This is a genomic window from Streptomyces sp. SID5910, from assembly GCF_009862125.1.
Taxonomy (GTDB): domain Bacteria; phylum Actinomycetota; class Actinomycetes; order Streptomycetales; family Streptomycetaceae; genus Streptomyces.
Map to the genome: position 1 here is coordinate 1 of NZ_WWHX01000322.1, position 16918 is coordinate 16918.

Here is a 16918-nt window from a genome sequence, read left to right on the forward strand (position 1 = left end):
GCTCTCCGGCGGCCAGCAGCAGCGCGTCGCCGTGGCCCGGGCGCTGGCCTCCCGGCCGGAGATCATCTTCGGTGACGAGCCGACCGGAAACCTCGACTCCCGCTCGGGCGCCGAGGTGCTGGGCTTCCTGCGCAACTCGGTGCGGGAGCTGGGCCAGACGGTGGTGATGGTGACCCACGACCCGGTGGCCGCCGCCTACGCGGACCGAGTCGTCTTCCTCGCGGACGGACGCATCGTCGACGAGGTGTACGGGCCGACGGCCGACAAGGTGCTCGATCGTATGAAGCAGTTCGACGCCAAGGGCCGCACCAGCTGACACCCCCGCCCGCCTCGCCTCCCCTCCCGTACGTCTGGACGAAGTAGACCCCATGTTCCGTACCGCCTTGCGCAACGTCTTCGCGCACAAGGCCAGGCTGTTGATGACCGTGCTCGCCGTGATGCTCGGCGTGGCGTTCGTGTCCGGCACCCTGGTCTTCGCCGACACCCTCTCCAACGCCTTCCGCAACCAGTCGGCGAAGAGCTACGACGACGTCGCCGTCGCCGTCACCTCGCACGCCGACCCGGACAACCCCAAGGAGGAGCCCGGCCTGTCCGGCAGGGTCCTCGACCGGATCTCCGCCGTGGACGGCGTCTCCGGGGTGTACGGCCGCGTCGAGGGCTTCGCCGGTGTCGCCGACCCCGACGGGAAGCTCATCGGCGTCGGCTGGTCCAACAAGGGCTCCAACTTCGCGCCCGGCAAGGACGGCAAGGACACCGCGTACACGTTCACCGACGGCTCCGGCCCGGTGCAGGACGACCAGATCGCCCTGGACGAGGAGTCCGCCGGCAAGGGCGAGTACAAGGTCGGCGACCGCGTGCGCGTCGCGACCAACGGCCCGGTGAAGGAGTACACCCTCAGCGGTGTGTTCACCACCGAGGACGGCGCCGTCAACGCGGGCGGCAGCCTCGTCCTCTTCGACACCGCCATCGCCCAGAAGCAGTACCTCCGGCCCGGCTACTTCGAGAGCGCCACCGTCGCCGCCGCCCCCGGCGCCGACGACGCGCGCATCCTGAAGGCGGTCGAGCCGCTGCTGCCCGACACCGCCGAGGCCCAGACCGGCCAGGCGCTCGCCGACGAGCAGGCCGACCAGATCGAGCAGGGCATGGGCAACCTCAAGCAGGTCCTGCTCGGCTTCGCGGGCATCGCGCTCTTCGTCGGCGTCTTCCTGATCTCCAACACGTTCACGATGCTGGTCGCCCAGCGCACCAAGGAGATCGCCCTGATGCGCGCCGTCGGCGCGTCCCGCCGGCAGGTCACCCGCTCGGTGCTCGCCGAGGCCGCGCTGGTCGGCCTGGTGGCCTCGGCCGTCGGCTTCGCCCTCGGCGTCGGCCTGGCCGTCGCGCTGCGCTCCGGCATGGCCGCGTTCGACATGAAGATGCCGGCCGGTCCGCTGGTCCTGTCCGCCACGCCGGTCGTCGCGGCGTTCGCGGTCGGCGTGCTGATCACGGTGTTCGCGGCCTGGCTGCCCGGCCGACGGGCCGCGAAGATCCCGCCGGTGGCGGCCATGAACAGCGTCCACGCGGTGGCCACCACCAAGTCGCTGGTGGTGCGCAACTCCATCGGCGCGGCCGTCACCGCCCTCGGTGCGGCGGGGATCGTGGCGGGTGCCTCGACCGGCGGCGACGACGGCCGGATGTACATCGGGGCGGGCGCGTTCCTCGCGCTGATCGGCGTGATCGTCCTGATCCCGCTGCTGTCCCGGCCCGTGATCGCGCTGATCCGTCCGCTGCTCGTCGGCCCCTTCGGGGTGGCGGGCAAGCTGGCCGGCCAGAACGCGGTCCGCAACCCGCGCCGCACCGGCGCCACCGCCTCGGCGCTGGCGATCGGACTGACGCTGGTGACCAGCCTGTCGGTGCTCGGCGTCACGGTCGGCGCGGCCGTCGACAAGATGACCACGGACAACATCAGGGCCGACTACATGGTCTCGATGGCCAACGGCGGCGACCTCGACCAGTCGGCGCTGGCGGCGCTGGAGAAGGCCGACGGCGTGTCCGCGGTCTCGCCGCAGCAGGACGCCTACTTCCGGGTCGACGGCGACTTCGTGTCCGCCTCTGCGGTCACCCCGGGCGACATCGAGAAGGTCCTGACCGTCGACGTCGTCAGCGGCAGCGCGGGCTCGCTCGCCCAGGGCCGGATCGCGGTCGCCGAGAAGACGGCCGAGAGCAGGGGCTGGAAGCCCGGCGACACCGTCTCCGTCACCTTCGACGACGACGAGAAGGCCACGCTGACGGTCGGCGCCGTCTACAAGGACAGCGAGTTCCTCTCCCCCGTCCTCGTCGACCGGAAGGTCGTGGACCGGCACGAGGCCAAGCCGTCCATCCGGCAGATCTTCGTGAAGACCGACGGCGGCCAGACCGCGGCGAACGAGAAGGTCCTCGTCGACGCGCTGGGCGACAACCCCGCGATCACCGTGATGGACCGGCAGGACATCCGCGACGAGTTCGGCGGCGCCATCAACACGCTGCTGAACGTCATGTACGGCCTGCTGGCGATGGCCCTGATCATCGCGGTGCTCGGCGTGGTCAACACCCTCGCGATGTCCGTCTTCGAACGGCAGCAGGAGATCGGCATGCTGCGGGCGATCGGTCTGGACCGGCGCCGGGTGAAGCGGATGGTCCGGCTGGAGGCGGTCGTGATCTCGGTGTTCGGCGCGGTGGTCGGCATCGGCCTCGGCACGTTCCTCGGCTGGGCGATCGGCGAGACCGTCGCGGACAGCATCCCGGGGTACGCGCTGGTCCTGCCCTGGGACCGGATCGGGATCTTCGTGGTGCTGGCCGGCCTCGTGGGCGTCCTGGCCGCGCTGTGGCCGGCCCGCAACGCAGCCCGGCTGAACATGCTGAACGCGATCAAGGCGGAGTAGCCGCCACGCGCGTGTGAGGGCCCCGTTCCCGGGTGGGAGCGGGGCCCTCACACGTACGTACGGAGGGCGCGCGGGCTCAGTTCCAGGTGCGGGCGCGCAGGGGCATCCCGGAAGCGCCCGACTCGGGGGTCCTCACGGCCAGGACCTGGTTGACGCCGATGCGGTTGCGTTCGAAGGACAGCGCGGAGGCGGCCATGTAGAGGCGCCAGACGCGGGCCCGGCCGGGGCTGACGAGCCGGGTGGCCGCGTCCCAGCCGGACTCCAGGTTGGCGACCCAGCGGCGCAGGGTGAGCGCGTAGTGCTCGCGGATCGGCTCCACGTCGCGCACCTCGAACCCGGCGCGCTCCAGCTGCGTGACGGTGGTGCCGACGGGGGCCAGCTCGCCGTCGGGGAAGACGTAGGCGTCGATGAACTCGTCCACGGAGTAGGCGGACTCGTCCTGCCGGGGGCGGCGGGCGATCTGGTGGTTCAGCAGCCGCCCGCCGGGCTTGAGCAGCTTGAACAGATCACCGGCGTACTCCAGGTACCGCTCGGCGCCGACGTGTTCGGCCATGCCGATGGACGAGATCGCGTCGTACGGCCCGTCGGTGACGTCCCGGTAGTCCTGGACGCGGATCTCCACCCGGTCGGTGAGGCCCTCGTCGGCGACCCGCTTGCGCGCGTAGGCGGCCTGCTCCTGCGACAGCGTGACCCCGACGACGCTCACGCCGTGCTCGCGGGCCGCGTGGATGGCCATGGAGCCCCAGCCGCAGCCGACGTCGAGGAGGCGCTGACCGGGCGTCAGGCCGAGCTTGCGGCTGACGAGTTCGAGCTTGTCGCGCTGGGCGGCCTCCAGGGTGCCGCCCTCGGCCTCGGGGGCGTCCCAGTAGGCGCAGGAGTACACCATGGAGGGGCCGAGGACGAGTTCGTAGAAGTCGTTGCCGACGTCGTAGTGGTGGCTGATGGCCCGCCGGTCGCTGCGCTTGGTGTGCAGATGGCGGCGGGATCTGCGGATCTCCTCCGGCGGCGGCGCGGGCGGCAGCGGCGGCCCGGCGAGCTTCACCAGCCCGCGTACGGCGGCCCGCACCTCGGGGTCACGGAGGGCCTCGCCGAGCCCCCGGGCGTCCTCGCCGCGCTCCCAGACGAGCCCGGCGAGCAGGTCCAGGGCCGCGTAGAGGTCGCCCTCGACGTCGAGGTCCCCGGCCACCCAGGCCCGGACCAGCCCCAGCTCACCGGGCTTGAACAGCAGCCGGCGCAGTGCCCTGCGATGCCGGACGACGAGCGTCGGCGCACCCGGCGGGCCCGCCTGCGAACCGTCCCAGGCGCGAACGCGTACCGGGAGCGGTGCCCCCAGCAACTGTTCGAAGAGGTTATGCAGCCGCAGCGCTGCATCAGCCATGGCGTACCTCCGTGACAAGCGATCCCGGAATGTCCTGACACCACGTAAACACCTGGACGACCGCATCGCAGTCCCGCCACGGAGTCATGACTGGGCAAAAGAAGGTGTACACAACACCTTCCGGCTTGCCGCCGTCGGGCCCGGACACGCCGAAGGGGCCGCCCGCACCACGGATGGCGGGTGGCCCCTTCGGGGGTGCCGGGTTGCGGCGGGAGGTGACCTGAGGTCAGGAGGCCTTGGCCTCGGTCTTCTCCGCCGGCTTCTCGCTGGCCTTCGGCGCGGCCGGGGCCGGCTTGGCGGCCTCGTAGAACTCCTCGCGCGGCGTCTCGATCGCGCCGAGGGAGACGACCTCGCGCTTGAGGAACATGCCGAGCGTCCAGTCCGCGAGGACACGGATCTTGCGGTTGAAGGTCGGCATCGCGAGGCCGTGGTATCCGCGGTGCATGTACCAGGCGAGACGTCCCTTGAGCTTGATCTTCATCTTGCCCATGACGATCATCGCGACGCCCTTGTGGAGGCCGAGGCCCGCCACCGCGCCCTTGTTGGCGTGGCTGTAGTCCTTCTGCGGGAAGCCCCGCATGCCGGAGACCACGTTGTCGCCGAGGACCTTGGCCTGGCGCAGCGCGTGCTGGGCGTTCGGCGGGCACCAGGCGTTCTCGTTGCCCGCCTTGCGGCCGACGAGGTCCGGGACCTGGGCGTTGTCGCCGGCGGCCCAGATGTAGTCGGTGCCCTTGACCTGGAGGGTCGGCTCGCAGTCGACGTGACCGCGGGGGCCGAGGGGGAGGCCGAAGCGGGACAGGGCCGGGTTCGGCTTGACGCCGGCCGTCCACACGATGGTGTTGGAGTCGACCTCAAGACCGTTCTTCAGCACCACGTGGCCGTCGACGCAGGAGTCCATCGAGGTGGAGAGGTAGATCTCCACGCCGCGGCTCTCCAGGTGCTCCTTGCCGTACTGGCCGAGCTTGGGGCCGACCTCGGGGAGGATCTTGTCGGCGGCGTCGACCAGGATGAAGCGCATGTCCTCGCGGGACACGTTCCGGTAGTACTTGGCCGCGTCGCGGGCCATGTCCTCGACCTCACCGATGGTCTCCGCCCCGGCGAAGCCGCCGCCGACGAAGACGAAGGTGAGCGCCTTGCGGCGGATCTCCTCGTCGGTGGTGGAGTCGGCCTTGTCCAGCTGCTCCAGGACGTGGTTGCGCAGGCCGATGGACTCCTCGATGCCCTTCATGCCGATGCCCTGCTCGGCGAGGCCGGGGATCGGGAAGGTGCGGGAGACCGCGCCCATGGCGATGACCAGGTAGTCGAAGGGCAGCTCGTACGCCTCGCCGACCAGCGGGGCGATCGTGGCGACCTTGCGCTCCTGATCGATGGTGGTGACCCGGCCGGTGAGGACCTCCGCCTTCGGAAGCACGCGCCTGAGGGGGACGACGACGTGCCGCGGGGAGATGTTGCCGGCGGCGGCTTCGGGGAGGAAGGGCTGGTAGGTCATGTACGACCGCGGGTCGACGACGGTGACGGTCGCCTCGCCGTAACGCATCTTCTTCTGGATGCGTCGAGCTGCGTACAGGCCTACGTACCCACCGCCTACTACGAGGATCCTGGGACGCTCCGTGGTGCTCATGGCATCGAGTATCCACCCGCCCCAGGGGGGTGGTTCGTGCGCCCCTTCACAAGCTTTGGTGGAGGCTGTGCTACTATCCGCCGCCCAAGTGACGGAGATCATGGCGCGGCAAGGAACCAGCGTGTAGTGCGTCCCGTTGTCAATGCCGCGTGAGCTGCCGATCCGCGCCGCGGAGGACGGTGGACCAGGCGCCGAGGGGCCCTCTCCGGGACCCCTCCCGGACACCGTCCTGAACACGTTCAAAGGGCAGTTGAACCCCCAAAAGGGTCAACCGGCGGCCTTTCCTCGCCCGACGGGGCCCAATTCCTTGTGAAGAACTTCACGAACTTCGCCGACAAGATGTCGCCGGGGGCCCCGCACGGGACCCCCGGAGGGCGCTCAAACGTTGTCCGGCCTGCTCAGAGAGCCACCGCGGACCGCCTACGCCACCGACCACGCGATGCCGTCGAGGATGTCGTGCTCGCTCACGACGACCTCCTCCGCACCCGTCCGCTCCATGATCGCCAGCAGCACCAGCGCCCCGGCCGCGATCACGTCCACCCGCCCCGGGTGCATCGAGGGCACCGCGGCGCGCTCGGCGTGGGTGGAGCGCAGCAGCCGGTCGGTGATCTCGCGGACCCGGTCCCGGGAGACCCGGGAGTGGTGGATGGCGGCCGAGTCGTACTCCGGCAGCTCCTGCGCGATCGCCGACACCGTCGTCACCGAGCCGGCCAGACCGACCAGCGTGCGCGCCTCGCGCAGCGGCACCGTCCGCTCGGCGAGGTCGAGGGCCGCCTCGACATCGGCCCGTATGGCCGCGATCTGCTCCTCGGACGGCGGGTCGCTCACCTCGCCGTCGCGGACCAGATGCCGCTCCGTCATCCGGACGCAGCCGACGTCCACGGAGCGGGCGGCCCGCACCTGGTCGTCGCCGACCACGAACTCGGTCGAGCCGCCGCCGATGTCCACGACCAGGTAGGGCCGGTCCAGGTCCGCGCGGCCGGTCAGCTCCTTCGTCGCGCCGGTGAAGGAGAACTCGGCCTCCTGGTCGCCCGAGATGACCTCCGGCTCCACGCCGAGGATCTCCAGCACCCCCTCCACGAACGCGTCCCGGTTCTCCGCGTCCCGGGAGGCGGAGGTCGCCACGAAGCGCAGCCGCTCGGCGCCGTGCTCCTTGATGACCGCGGCGTACTCGCGGCACGCGGCGAAGGTCCGCTCCAGCGCCTCGGGCGCCAGCCGCCCGGTGCGGTCCACGCCCTGCCCGAGCCGCACGATGGTCATGCGCCGGTCCAGGTCGGTCAGCTCACCCGTGGCCGGGTCCGCGTCGGCCACCAGCAGCCGGATCGAGTTCGTACCGCAGTCGATGGCGGCGACACGGGTCACTGGCCGTCCTCCCCACAGGTCTCCGAGACCGTCACGCACGGCCCCTTGCGCCACCACTCGGGCAGCATCGCGATCGCCTCGTCGCCCAGCGGGTTGACGCCCGGCCCGGCCGCCAGCGAGTGGGCGACCAGCACGTGCAGGCACTTCACCCGGTCCGGCATGCCGCCCGCGCTCGGGAAGCCGGTCAGCTCCTCGATCTCGTCGCGCCGCCGGACGTAGTCCTCGTGCGCGGCCCGGTAGGCGTCGGCCAGCTCCGGGTCGGCGGCCAGGCGCTCGGTCATCTCCTTCATCACGCCGTTCGCCTCCAGCGTGCCGATCGCGGAGGCCGCCTTCGGGCACGTCAGGTAGTACAGCGTGGGGAACGGCGTGCCGTCGGGCAGCCGCGGCGCCGTCTCCACGACGTCCGGCTGTCCGCAGGGGCAGCGGTGCGCGATGGCGCGCAGGCCGCGCGGGGGACGGCCGAGCTGCTGCTGGAAGGCCGCCACGTCCGCGTCGGTGGGCTCGGTGCGCTCGGTGGTCGGCGGGGGAGTCTGCATGACTGTCTTCTGCTGGTCTTCCTGTTGAGTCACTGCCGGTGGGCGGCGGCGTCGGCCTTGTCGACCCCGTCCCACACGTTCCGGTACCAGGGGCGGTCGGCCGCCCCGACGTCGGTGCGCGACTGCTCGGCCGCGTGCGGGTCGACGACGGTGAAGCCCGTCTCCCCCGGCATCACGTAGTGCAGCCGCAGGCGGATCTGCTGCTCGGCGTACGCGTCGTCCTGCCAGCGCGCCTTGAGGTCGCGCAGGTCCTCGACCCGCTGGCGGGTCCGCGCCTGCTCCTCGCGCAGGTCGGCGATCTCCGCGCGCTGGGCGACGTACTGCCGTATCGGGTAGGCGAGCGCCACGACGAGCGAGCACAGCACCATCGCGAGCAGCGCCGCCCGGCCGGTCAGCCGGGAGCGGCGGGCCTGGCGCCTGGTCTGCGAACGGTAGACCCGGGCCGCGGTCTGCTCCCCGATGATCCGGATCCTGGTCGCGGTGGAGAAACGGTCCCGGTCCTTCACGGCCATCTGGTCTCCGCCTCCCGTGCACGCGCGTACGTCCCCGCACACGGTACGGGACCGGGTACGGGGACGTACGTACGACGCTGCTTCCTGAAGGGTGTCAGCCCTTGTGGTGCCTACTGGTCCGCGGAGCGGAACCGCGGGAAGGCGCTGCGGCCGGCGTACACCGCGGCGTCGTCGAGGATCTCCTCGATGCGCAGCAGCTGGTTGTACTTGGCGACGCGCTCGGAGCGGGCCGGGGCGCCGGTCTTGATCTGGCCGCAGTTGGTGGCGACGGCCAGGTCGGCGATGGTGACGTCCTCGGTCTCGCCTGAGCGGTGGGACATCATGCACTTGAAGCCGTTGCGCTGGGCCAGCTCGACGGCGTCCAGGGTCTCGGTGAGCGAGCCGATCTGGTTGACCTTGACGAGCAGGGCGTTGGCCGAGTTCTCCTCGATGCCGCGGGCCAGGCGCTCCGGGTTGGTGACGAACAGGTCGTCGCCGACGAGCTGGACCTTGTCACCGAGCTTGGCGGTGATGGTGTTCCAGCCGTCCCAGTCGTCCTCGAACAGCGGGTCCTCGATGGAGACCAGCGGGTACGCCTCGACCAGCTCGGCGTAGTACTCGGTCATCTCGGCGGCGGAGCGGTCCTTGCCCTCGAAGGCGTAGGAGCCGTCCTTGTAGAACTCGGACGCGGCGACGTCGAGCGCGAGGGCGATCTGCTCGCCGGGGGTGTAGCCGGCCTCCTTGATCGCCTCGAGGATGAGGTCGAGGGCCTCGCGGTTGGAGCCCAGGTTCGGGGCGAAGCCGCCCTCGTCGCCGAGGCCGGTGGCCAGGCCCTTGTTCTTCAGGACCTTCTTGAGGGTGTGGTAGACCTCGGCGCCCCAGCGCAGCGCCTCGGAGAAGGACTCCGCGCCGATCGGGGCGATCATGAACTCCTGGATGTCCACGTTGGAGTCGGCGTGCGAGCCGCCGTTCAGGATGTTCATCATCGGCACCGGCAGCAGGTGCGCGTTCGGACCGCCCAGGTAGCGGAACAGCGGCAGGTCGCTGGCCTCGGAGGCGGCGTGGGCGACGGCGAGGGAGACGCCGAGGATGGCGTTGGCGCCGAGCGAGCCCTTGTTGTCGGTGGCGTCCAGGTCGAACATGGCCTGGTCGATCAGGCGCTGCTCGGTGGCGTCGTAGCCGACGAGCTCCGGGCCGATCTGCTCGATGACGGCGAGGACGGCCTTCTCGACACCCTTGCCCTGGTAGCGGCCCGGGTCGCCGTCACGGAGCTCGATGGCCTCGAAGGCACCGGTGGAGGCGCCGGACGGGACGGCGGCACGACCCGTGCTGCCGTCGTCGAGGCCGACCTCGACCTCGACCGTGGGGTTGCCTCGGGAGTCCAGGATTTCCCGGGCTACGACGACGTCGATGGACGGCACGAGCATCTCCTTCTTCGATGTGACGCTTCGGTGTGATCCTGCGGGATGAGCCTAACCGGCTCCGGACGATCGGCCAGCCGGTCACTCACCCTGTGGACAGCGTCGAGCATAGATTGTTTCCGAAGGGAACAAACGCGGGACGGCAAAACCCGCCCCGGTGCGTACGGGGGAACACGCACCGGGGCGGGAGTCGGGGCGGGCCGCGCTTACTTGAGGTGCAGCTGCTGGCCCGGGTAGATCAGGTCGGCGTCGTCGACGATGTCGTCGTTCAGCTTGAACAGCTTCGCCCAGCCGCCCTCGACGTGGTGGCCCGTGGCGATCGAGCTGAGGGTGTCGCCCTTGACGACCTTGTACTCGCCGTCGCCCTTCTCGACCTTCTTGCCGGTCGGGGTGGTGACGGTCTTCTTCTCGGCCTTGGTCTCGGCCTTGGCGGCCGGACGCTCGGAGGAGCGCGAGGCCTTCTGCTCGGTGGAGCGCTCGGCGGTGGAGCCGCTGCTCTGGCTCTGCGAGCTCTCGGAGCCGCCGGAGGACTGCGAGGAGCCGCTGCCCTCGGCGGAGCCGCCGGAGGGCGAGGCGCCCGACAGGCCGGTGCCGCAGACCGGCCAGGCACCCTTGCCCTGGCTCGCGAGCACCTTCTCGGCGACCGCGATCTGCTGCGTCTTGCTGGCCTGGTCGGCGGTCGAGGCGTACTGCGTACCGCCGTAGGCGGCCCAGGTGGAGGCCGAGAACTGGAGGCCGCCGTAGTAGCCGTTGCCGGTGTTGATGGACCAGTTGCCGCCGGACTCGCACTGGGCGACGGTGTCCCACTCGGAGGCGGAGGCGGCGGAGGCGTTGCCGGCCGCCATCAGCGGGGCGGCGACGGCGGCACCGGTGACGCCGGCGACGGCGATGACACGGGTGGCCTTGGACGGACGACGGTGCTTGCCCTTGCCGGAAAACAGCATGGTTGATCCCCTCACCGACGCCTGCGAGGTGAGCTGTCGGGTTCGGGCCGGTTGAGTTGCCCGGCCGGGTCCCTCACGGGACTCGGCTTCACCCCCAGCCGCTCCGGCTCGACTGCCCGGTGCGGCGCTTACCTTGGGTCCCCCGCTCCTGCCTGCGGCGCTTGACGCGACGACTGTTCCCGTACCGCCGCTGGCAGGATTCGGCGTTGCGGCGGTCGGGGCCCGCGGTGGCGAGCGGTCACGACCGTAGACACGCGCTCCGCGGATTTTCAAAGACGATCACGGCTTCTGAGACCTATCTCTCACGTGATCCAAAACGGACAAACAGCCTCTAACCGTGACGCGAACTAGCCCTGGTTTTCGCCCGGTTCGCCCGTGACCGTGAGCGTCTGACCGGGCAGGATGTGGTCCGGGTCGGCGCCGACCACGTCCTTGTTGCCGGCGTAGAGGGAGTGCCATCCGCCGGAGAGGTCAAGGGAGTCGGCGATGCCCCACAGGCTGTCGCCCGAACGGACGGTGTACGAGCCGTCCGTGAGGCCCCGGCCGCCGTCCTCGTCGCGCGAGGCGTGCCGTCCCGACGACTCCGCCGTACGGCCGTCCGCGGCGCCCTCCTCGGCGCTGCCGCCGCGATGCCGGCCGGTCGCGGGGTCCTCGGTGCCGGTGAGCCCCGAAGCGGCGTCGCTCTGCCCCGACTTGTCCGACTCGTCACCGCCCGGCGCGGTGGCACCCGGGGTGCCGGCCGGGGTGGACGTGTCGGACTTGGTCGTTTCGTCCCCACTGCCCGACGCGGCGTCAGGCGTGCCCGAGGCGGGCGCCGACGAGGACGGGGAAGAGGGCTGGGACGGCGACTGGGGCTGGGACGCCGACGGGGAGGGCGTCGCCGAGGGGGACGATTCGGGGACGGACTCGGTGGAATCGGTCAAGCCGGAGGACTCGGGCGTACCCGAGGTGCCCGTTCCGCCCTTCCCCGCCGACGCCCCGTCACCCGAGGCCCCGGTGCCGCCGGTCACGGTCCCCGAGTCGTTGCCCAGCCCCGCGAGCAGGCCGCAGGTCGGCCAGGCGGCGATGCCCTGGGCCGCGAGCACCTTCTCGGCGACGGCTATCTGCTGCGACCGGCTCGCCTGGTCGGCGCTGGACGCGTAGCCCAGACCGCCGTACCGCTCCCAGACGTCCTGGGACAGCTGAAGGCCGCCGTAGTAGCCGTTGCCGCTGTTCTGGCTCCAGGCGCCGCCCGTCTCGCACTCGGCGACCCGGTCCCAGTTCGTTCCGTCGGCCGCGTGGGCGCCGGTGGCCCCCAGCAGCGGGATCGCGATGGCGGAGCCGGTGACTCCGGCGGCGACGACCAGGGCGGGAGCCTGGCGGGGGCGACGGTGACGACCGTTCCCGGAGAGCATGCGACGACCTTTCACGAGACAGCGGGGACGGCGCGGCGAGTGATGCTCGGCGCCACGCTGATCCGTGAACGTATAGGCAGATGATCGCTTGTCACAAGTTCATGCCGCGCAGATCACGTGAAGATCACAGAGTTGAGCGCGTGTCACGTTTGCGTTGGCGACGGGTGCCCGCCGGGGGGCCGGCTCTCCGGGGTGAAGGACACGGGCAGGGTCCGCAGTCCGCGCATGATGAGCCCGCCCCGCCAGCGCAGTTCGGCCGGTTCGGCGGCCAGGGAGAGGTCCGGGAGCCGGGTGAGGAGCGTGGCGAGCGCCGTCTGCCCCTCCAGCCGCGCGAGCGGGGCGCCGAGGCAGTAGTGGATGCCGTGGCCGTAGCCCAGGTGCTGGTTGTCCCGGCGGGAGAGGTCCAGGGTGTCCGGCTCCGCGAACCGCTCGGGGTCCCGGTCGGCGGCGGCCAGGACGACGAGTACGGGGTCGCCGGCGGCGATCTCCTGCCCGCCGACGGTGAGGGCCTCGGTGGCGAAGCGCCAGGTGGCGAGCTCCACCGGGCCGTCGTAGCGCAGGAGTTCCTCGACGCCGGTCTCCAGCAGGCCGTGGTCGCCGGCGGCGAGGGACGACTGGAGCCGGGACCGCTCGGCGGGGTGGGTGAGCAGGGCGTAGGCGCCGTTGCCGATCAGGTTGACGGTGGTCTCGAAGCCGGCGAAGAGGAGGATGAAGGCCATCGCCGCGGCCTCGTTCTCGGTGAGGTGCTCGCCGTGGTCGGAGGCGCGGATCAGACCGGAGATGAGGTCCTCGCCGGGGCCCGGCTCGGGCGGCAGCGCGGCGCGTTTGCGATGGATGAGGTCGGCGAGGTAGCCCCGCATCTTCTTCACCGACCGCGCGACACCGCCCCGGGGGCCGCCGCCGTGCCGGATCATCATGCCCGCCCAGTCCCGGAAGTCGTCCTGGTCCTCGCGGGGGACGCCGAGCAGGTCGCAGATGGCGTAGATGGGCAGCGGGAAGGCGAACTCGTGGATGAGGTCGGCGGAGCCGGTCGCGGCGAACCGGCCGATCAGATCGTCGGCGAGCTCCTGCACCCGGGGTGCGAACTCGGCGACGCGCCGCGGTGTGAACGCCTTGCTCACCAGCCGGCGCAGCCTGGTGTGGTCCGGCGGGTCGATGTTGAGCAGATGCGTCATCAGCTCGGCCTTGCGCTCACCGGGGATGCCGGTCTTCCCCTTGGCGTGCGCGGGCTCGTCGTGGTGCGCCGGGTTCTTGGACAGCCGCTGGTCGGCGAGGGCCTGGCGGGCGTCGGCGTACCGGGTGACCAGCCAGGCCTCCACGCCGCTGGGCAGCGTCGTGCGGTGCACGGGGGCGTGCTCGCGCAGCCAGGCGTAGGCCGGGTAGGGGTCGCTCGCGAACTCCCACGTGAACAGCTCGGGGACCGGGCGGCCGGGGTCGAGCAGGCCGGTCACGCCTCGACCTCCCTGATCGCGTCCCGGTAGGCGCGGGCCGCCGCGCGCAGGGCCGCTTCCGGGTCCGTGCCCTCGGACTCGGCCCGGGCCGCGAGGGCCAGGAGTTCGTAGCCGACGCCCTCGCCCGCGGGGAGCGGCACGTCCAGGCCGGCCGTGCGGACCCGGGAGGCGAGCTTGGCGGCGAGGGCCAGGCCGGGCTGGCCGAGGGGGACGCCCTCGGTGACCGAGGTGCGCTGCTTCTCCTCCGCCTTGGTGCGCAGCCAGTGCTCCCGGACCTCGTCCGGCGTGGAGGCCGTCTCGTCGCCGAAGACGTGCGGGTGGCGGTGGACGAGCTTGGTGACGATGCCGGCGGCGACGTCGTCGACGGAGAACGGCGTCTCGGTGTCCTCCTCCGCGATGCGGGCGTGGAAGACGACCTGGAGGAGGACGTCGCCCAGTTCCTCGCGCAGTTCGTCGCGGTCGCCGTCCTCGATGGCCTCGACGAGCTCGTACGCCTCCTCGATGGCGTACTTGGCCAGGCCCTTGTGGGTCCGCTGCGAGGACCAGGGGCATTCGGCGCGGATGCGGTCCATGACCTGGACGAGGTCCAGGAGGCGGGCGCCGGGCAGGTCGTAGGAGGCGGGCAGCAGCTCCAGCTCGGGCATGGGGACGCGGCCGGAGCCGGCGAGGCGGGCCAGGCCGTCGGTGAGGGCCGGCTCGCCCTCGCCGGTCGCGACGACGACGACCGTGCGGCCCCCGGCGCAGGCGGCGACCAGTTCCTCCGCGGCCCAGGACGCCTCGTCGACCCGTATGCCCGCCTCGCGCAGGTAGGGCAGCTGCGGGTGCGCGGCGTCGGCGCACAGCACGTGGTCGGCGGCGCGCAGTGCCTGCCAGGCGGGCCAGGACAGCAGGCCGGGGGCGACGCGGTGGCTGGTGGTGAGCAGGACGATGCGGCCCGGGTCGGCGGTGGTTGCGTTCACGAACCGAACGTAACGCACGGCGCGGACCGGGCCGCGGGTCGTCCACCAGGGGCGCCGGCCCCCGCGGGCGCCGTCACGCCGGCTGCTGGGCTCCGGCCGCCGTGACGTCCCGCACCCACGGGGCCTGCGCGTCGACGCGGCTGCTCTTCTGGACGTCCCAGGTGCCGTAGCGCGGGTTGAGGTCGACGTCGAGCTGCTGGGACGCCTTGGACAGGGCCTGCCAGAACTGCGGGCTGCTGGTGTCGGTGCCGAGGTGCTCGGCGAGCTTCTGCGCCTCGATCTGGATGCGCAGGTTCTCTTCGAGGCGCTCGGGGGCGACGCCGTACTGCTGGAGCCAGACGGTCTCCAGCTCCTTGGCGCCTCCGGCCTGCTGCTCCAGGCCGGTCCGCATCTGCTGGACCTCCTTGCGGGTGACGCTCACGCCCGCGTCGTCGGCGGCGCGGTGCAGCACCCGGTCGAGGACCATGCCGTGCAGGGTGTCGCGGGTGAGGGTGCCGGTGCGGGCGACGACCTGCTGGTACTGGGTGTCGTCCGGGACGGCGGCCCGCTGCGCGTCGCGCACCTCGTCGACCCGGTTCTCCAGCTGGGCGACGGTGATCCGCTGGTCGCCGACGACGGCGGCCGCGCCCGGATGCGCGTCGTTCCCGCAGGCGGTGAGCAGGGGTGCCGCGGCGGCGATCGCCGCGGTGAGGAGGAGCGCGGTGCGACGGCGGCGGTGCAAGGAAACCTCCCGAGGAGATTGTGCGACGGTGCACAAAGTCTTGCGATGATCGATGGTAGGCAGTGGCCCGGCTTTGGCCAACCCATTCGACCAACGATTCACGGGGACTTCGGGCACCGCCGCGCCGCCGCCGGACGCGCCGGACCGGTCAGCCGGTGATGGCCACGGGGCCGTCCCAGGCGTCGCGGTCGACGGTGAGGGTGTGGCCGCCGCGGGTCTCCTTGCTGTTGACCAGGTACTGGTGGCCGCGGCTGTGGCCGGTGTAGTCCTTGGCGCCCCACGGCCAGTCGGCGGTGGTGGTGTCCTTGCCGTCCCACAGGGCGTACCAGAGGTTGCCGGGCAGGTCGGTGCGGTTCTTCGCGGTGGCGATCGCCTTGGCGCTGGAGCTGGTGAAGCCGTAGAAGCCGGCCCGGTACGTCTTGGCGCGCAGGCCCTTGTCGAAGGCGCGGACGTAGGTGAGGACGGCGTCGTCGCAGGCGGTGTTCTCGGTGTCGTACGGCTCCATGTCGAGGTAGAGCGCGCTGCCGGGCTTCATGCCGAGGGCGCCGGCCCTGGCCACGGCGTCGGCGGCGTCCTTGGCGCCGAGGGAGGCGGCGGTGGAGGCGGTGATCTTCTCGGGGTTGCGGCCGCTCTGGCAGGGCGGCTGGGCGCCGACGTAGATCGGGATGAGCTTCCAGCCGGTGGCGCTGACGGTCCTGACCCAGGAGGCGGTGAGGTTGGGCTGGGCGCAGCCGCGGTTCTTCCCGCCGATGTAGACGGCGGCGGCGCCGTAGTAGCCGGTGTGCCAGGCCTTCATGGTGGCCGCGGAGGGGGCGGTGCAGGTGTCGAAGGCGCGGCCGGTGTAGGTGCGCTGGGCGGGCCAGGCGGTGGTGGCCGCCATGGAGCTCTGGGCCGCGATGCCCGCGCCGGCGGCGACGGCGGCCCCGGCGACCGTCCAGATGACGTATCTGCGCTTCTTCGACTGACGATGGCTGGACATGGCCGATCCCACCCCTGGCTTGTGCTGGTCGTTGCGTTGCGTGAAACGTTGCGCAACGTATCCCGCGGCGCCCCCGCGTTCGGGAAACGCGGTCCCCAGGGGTGCACAAGATTGTCCCTGGGCGGGGCAAAGACTAGCCGCGCACCTGGCCGAGCCAGGCGAGCGTGCGCCGGATCTCGGCCGCGAGGGGGTGTCCGGGGCCGTGGACGCGCTCCAGGTCGTGCAGGAGCCGGGCCAGCGTCTCGTGGGCGGCGGCGCGGTCGCCGAGGGCGAGCAGGAGGTGCCCGATGCGGCGGCGCACGTCGTGGGCGAGGTCGGGGTCGCCGGCGACGTACTGGTTCTCGTAGTACGGCAGCAGCGCGCGGTACTCGGCGAGGGCGGCGGCCGGTTCGCCGAGCTGTTCGAGGCACTGGGCGGCGTCGTAGCGGTGGCGCAGGGACTGGGGGTCGGCGTGGCCGGCCTCGGCGGCGCGTTCGTCGGCGAGGCGGCGCAGCTCGGGCAGGGCGCGCCGGTACTGGCCGTCGTCCATGAGGGTGGCGGCGTACTGCTTGCGCAGGGTGCGGACGACCGGGGAGCGCTCGCCGTGCTGTTCGGCGGCGGCGGGGAGGATCGCGCCGAGGATGTCGACGGCCTGGGTGATGCGGCCCTCGCCGAGGAGGCGCTTGACGTCGTCGACGGCGCGGGCGACGTCCGGCTTGCCGGCCTCGGCGACGGGGGCCGCCGGGGCGGGCTGGGGCGCGGGGGTGCGGGCGCGGTCGGGC

At 71.9% G+C, this 16918-nt stretch carries 15 protein-coding genes and 1 riboswitch; of the genes, 2 read left to right on the top strand and 13 right to left on the bottom strand.

Features of this window, described 5'->3' with window-relative positions:
* On the top strand, nt 1–316 hold a 316-nt coding region (locus GTW67_RS10870), incomplete at its 5' end, for an ATP-binding cassette domain-containing protein (RefSeq protein WP_161164594.1).
* Between the two features lie 52 nt (nt 317–368).
* Complete coding sequence (locus GTW67_RS10875) at nt 369–2900, top strand: ABC transporter permease (RefSeq protein WP_161164595.1); 2532 nt, start codon at nt 369–371, stop codon at nt 2898–2900.
* A 76-nt stretch (nt 2901–2976) separates the two neighbouring features.
* Here GTW67_RS10875 and GTW67_RS10880 read toward each other — a convergent pair whose 3' ends face one another.
* The 13 genes from GTW67_RS10880 to GTW67_RS10940 all read right to left on the bottom strand — a co-directional run.
* Nucleotides 2977–4278, bottom strand: coding sequence for a class I SAM-dependent methyltransferase (locus GTW67_RS10880; RefSeq protein WP_161164596.1), 1302 nt, complete (start codon nt 4276–4278; stop codon nt 2977–2979).
* 226 nt (nt 4279–4504) lie between these two features.
* On the bottom strand, nt 4505–5899 hold the full coding sequence (locus tag GTW67_RS10885; protein WP_161164597.1) for an NAD(P)/FAD-dependent oxidoreductase: 1395 nt from the start codon (nt 5897–5899) through the stop codon (nt 4505–4507).
* Between the two features lie 420 nt (nt 5900–6319).
* Complete coding sequence (locus tag GTW67_RS10890) at nt 6320–7261, bottom strand: Ppx/GppA phosphatase family protein (protein WP_161164598.1); 942 nt, start codon at nt 7259–7261, stop codon at nt 6320–6322.
* Complete coding sequence (locus GTW67_RS10895) at nt 7258–7797, bottom strand: DUF501 domain-containing protein (RefSeq protein ID WP_161164599.1); 540 nt, start codon at nt 7795–7797, stop codon at nt 7258–7260. Before GTW67_RS10895 ends, GTW67_RS10890 begins: the two co-directional genes overlap by 4 nt.
* Before the next feature lie 29 nt (nt 7798–7826).
* A complete protein-coding gene (locus tag GTW67_RS10900) occupies nt 7827–8309 on the bottom strand; it encodes an FtsB family cell division protein (RefSeq protein ID WP_161164600.1) in 483 nt (160 codons plus the stop codon).
* Nucleotides 8310–8419: 110 nt separating this feature from the next.
* Entirely contained in the window at nt 8420–9709 is a 1290-nt protein-coding gene (eno, locus tag GTW67_RS10905) for a phosphopyruvate hydratase (protein ID WP_346010620.1), read from the bottom strand.
* Nucleotides 9710–9915: 206 nt separating this feature from the next.
* Nucleotides 9916–10653 (bottom strand): LysM peptidoglycan-binding domain-containing protein, encoded by a 738-nt coding sequence (locus GTW67_RS10910; protein ID WP_161164602.1) that lies wholly within the window; start codon nt 10651–10653, stop codon nt 9916–9918.
* 3 nt (nt 10654–10656) lie between these two features.
* Nucleotides 10657–10823: riboswitch (cyclic di-AMP (ydaO/yuaA leader) on the bottom strand.
* Nucleotides 10824–11000: 177 nt separating this feature from the next.
* Nucleotides 11001–12047, bottom strand: a complete 1047-nt coding sequence (locus tag GTW67_RS10915) for a LysM peptidoglycan-binding domain-containing protein (RefSeq protein WP_161164603.1) — start codon at nt 12045–12047, stop codon at nt 11001–11003.
* A 143-nt stretch (nt 12048–12190) separates the two neighbouring features.
* Nucleotides 12191–13498, bottom strand: a complete 1308-nt coding sequence (locus GTW67_RS10920) for a cytochrome P450 family protein (RefSeq protein ID WP_346010621.1) — start codon at nt 13496–13498, stop codon at nt 12191–12193.
* Nucleotides 13495–14457: a nucleoside triphosphate pyrophosphohydrolase gene (locus GTW67_RS10925; protein ID WP_161164604.1), complete on the bottom strand. Its 963-nt coding sequence runs from the start codon at nt 14455–14457 to the stop codon at nt 13495–13497. Before GTW67_RS10925 ends, GTW67_RS10920 begins: the two co-directional genes overlap by 4 nt.
* Before the next feature lie 73 nt (nt 14458–14530).
* Nucleotides 14531–15178, bottom strand: coding sequence for a SurA N-terminal domain-containing protein (locus tag GTW67_RS10930; protein ID WP_161164605.1), 648 nt, complete (start codon nt 15176–15178; stop codon nt 14531–14533).
* A gap of 148 nt (nt 15179–15326) precedes the next feature.
* Nucleotides 15327–16157, bottom strand: a complete 831-nt coding sequence (locus GTW67_RS10935; protein ID WP_161164606.1) for a glycoside hydrolase domain-containing protein — start codon at nt 16155–16157, stop codon at nt 15327–15329.
* 133 nt (nt 16158–16290) lie between these two features.
* On the bottom strand, nt 16291–16918 hold a 628-nt coding region (locus tag GTW67_RS10940), incomplete at its 5' end, for a tetratricopeptide repeat protein (RefSeq protein WP_524539766.1).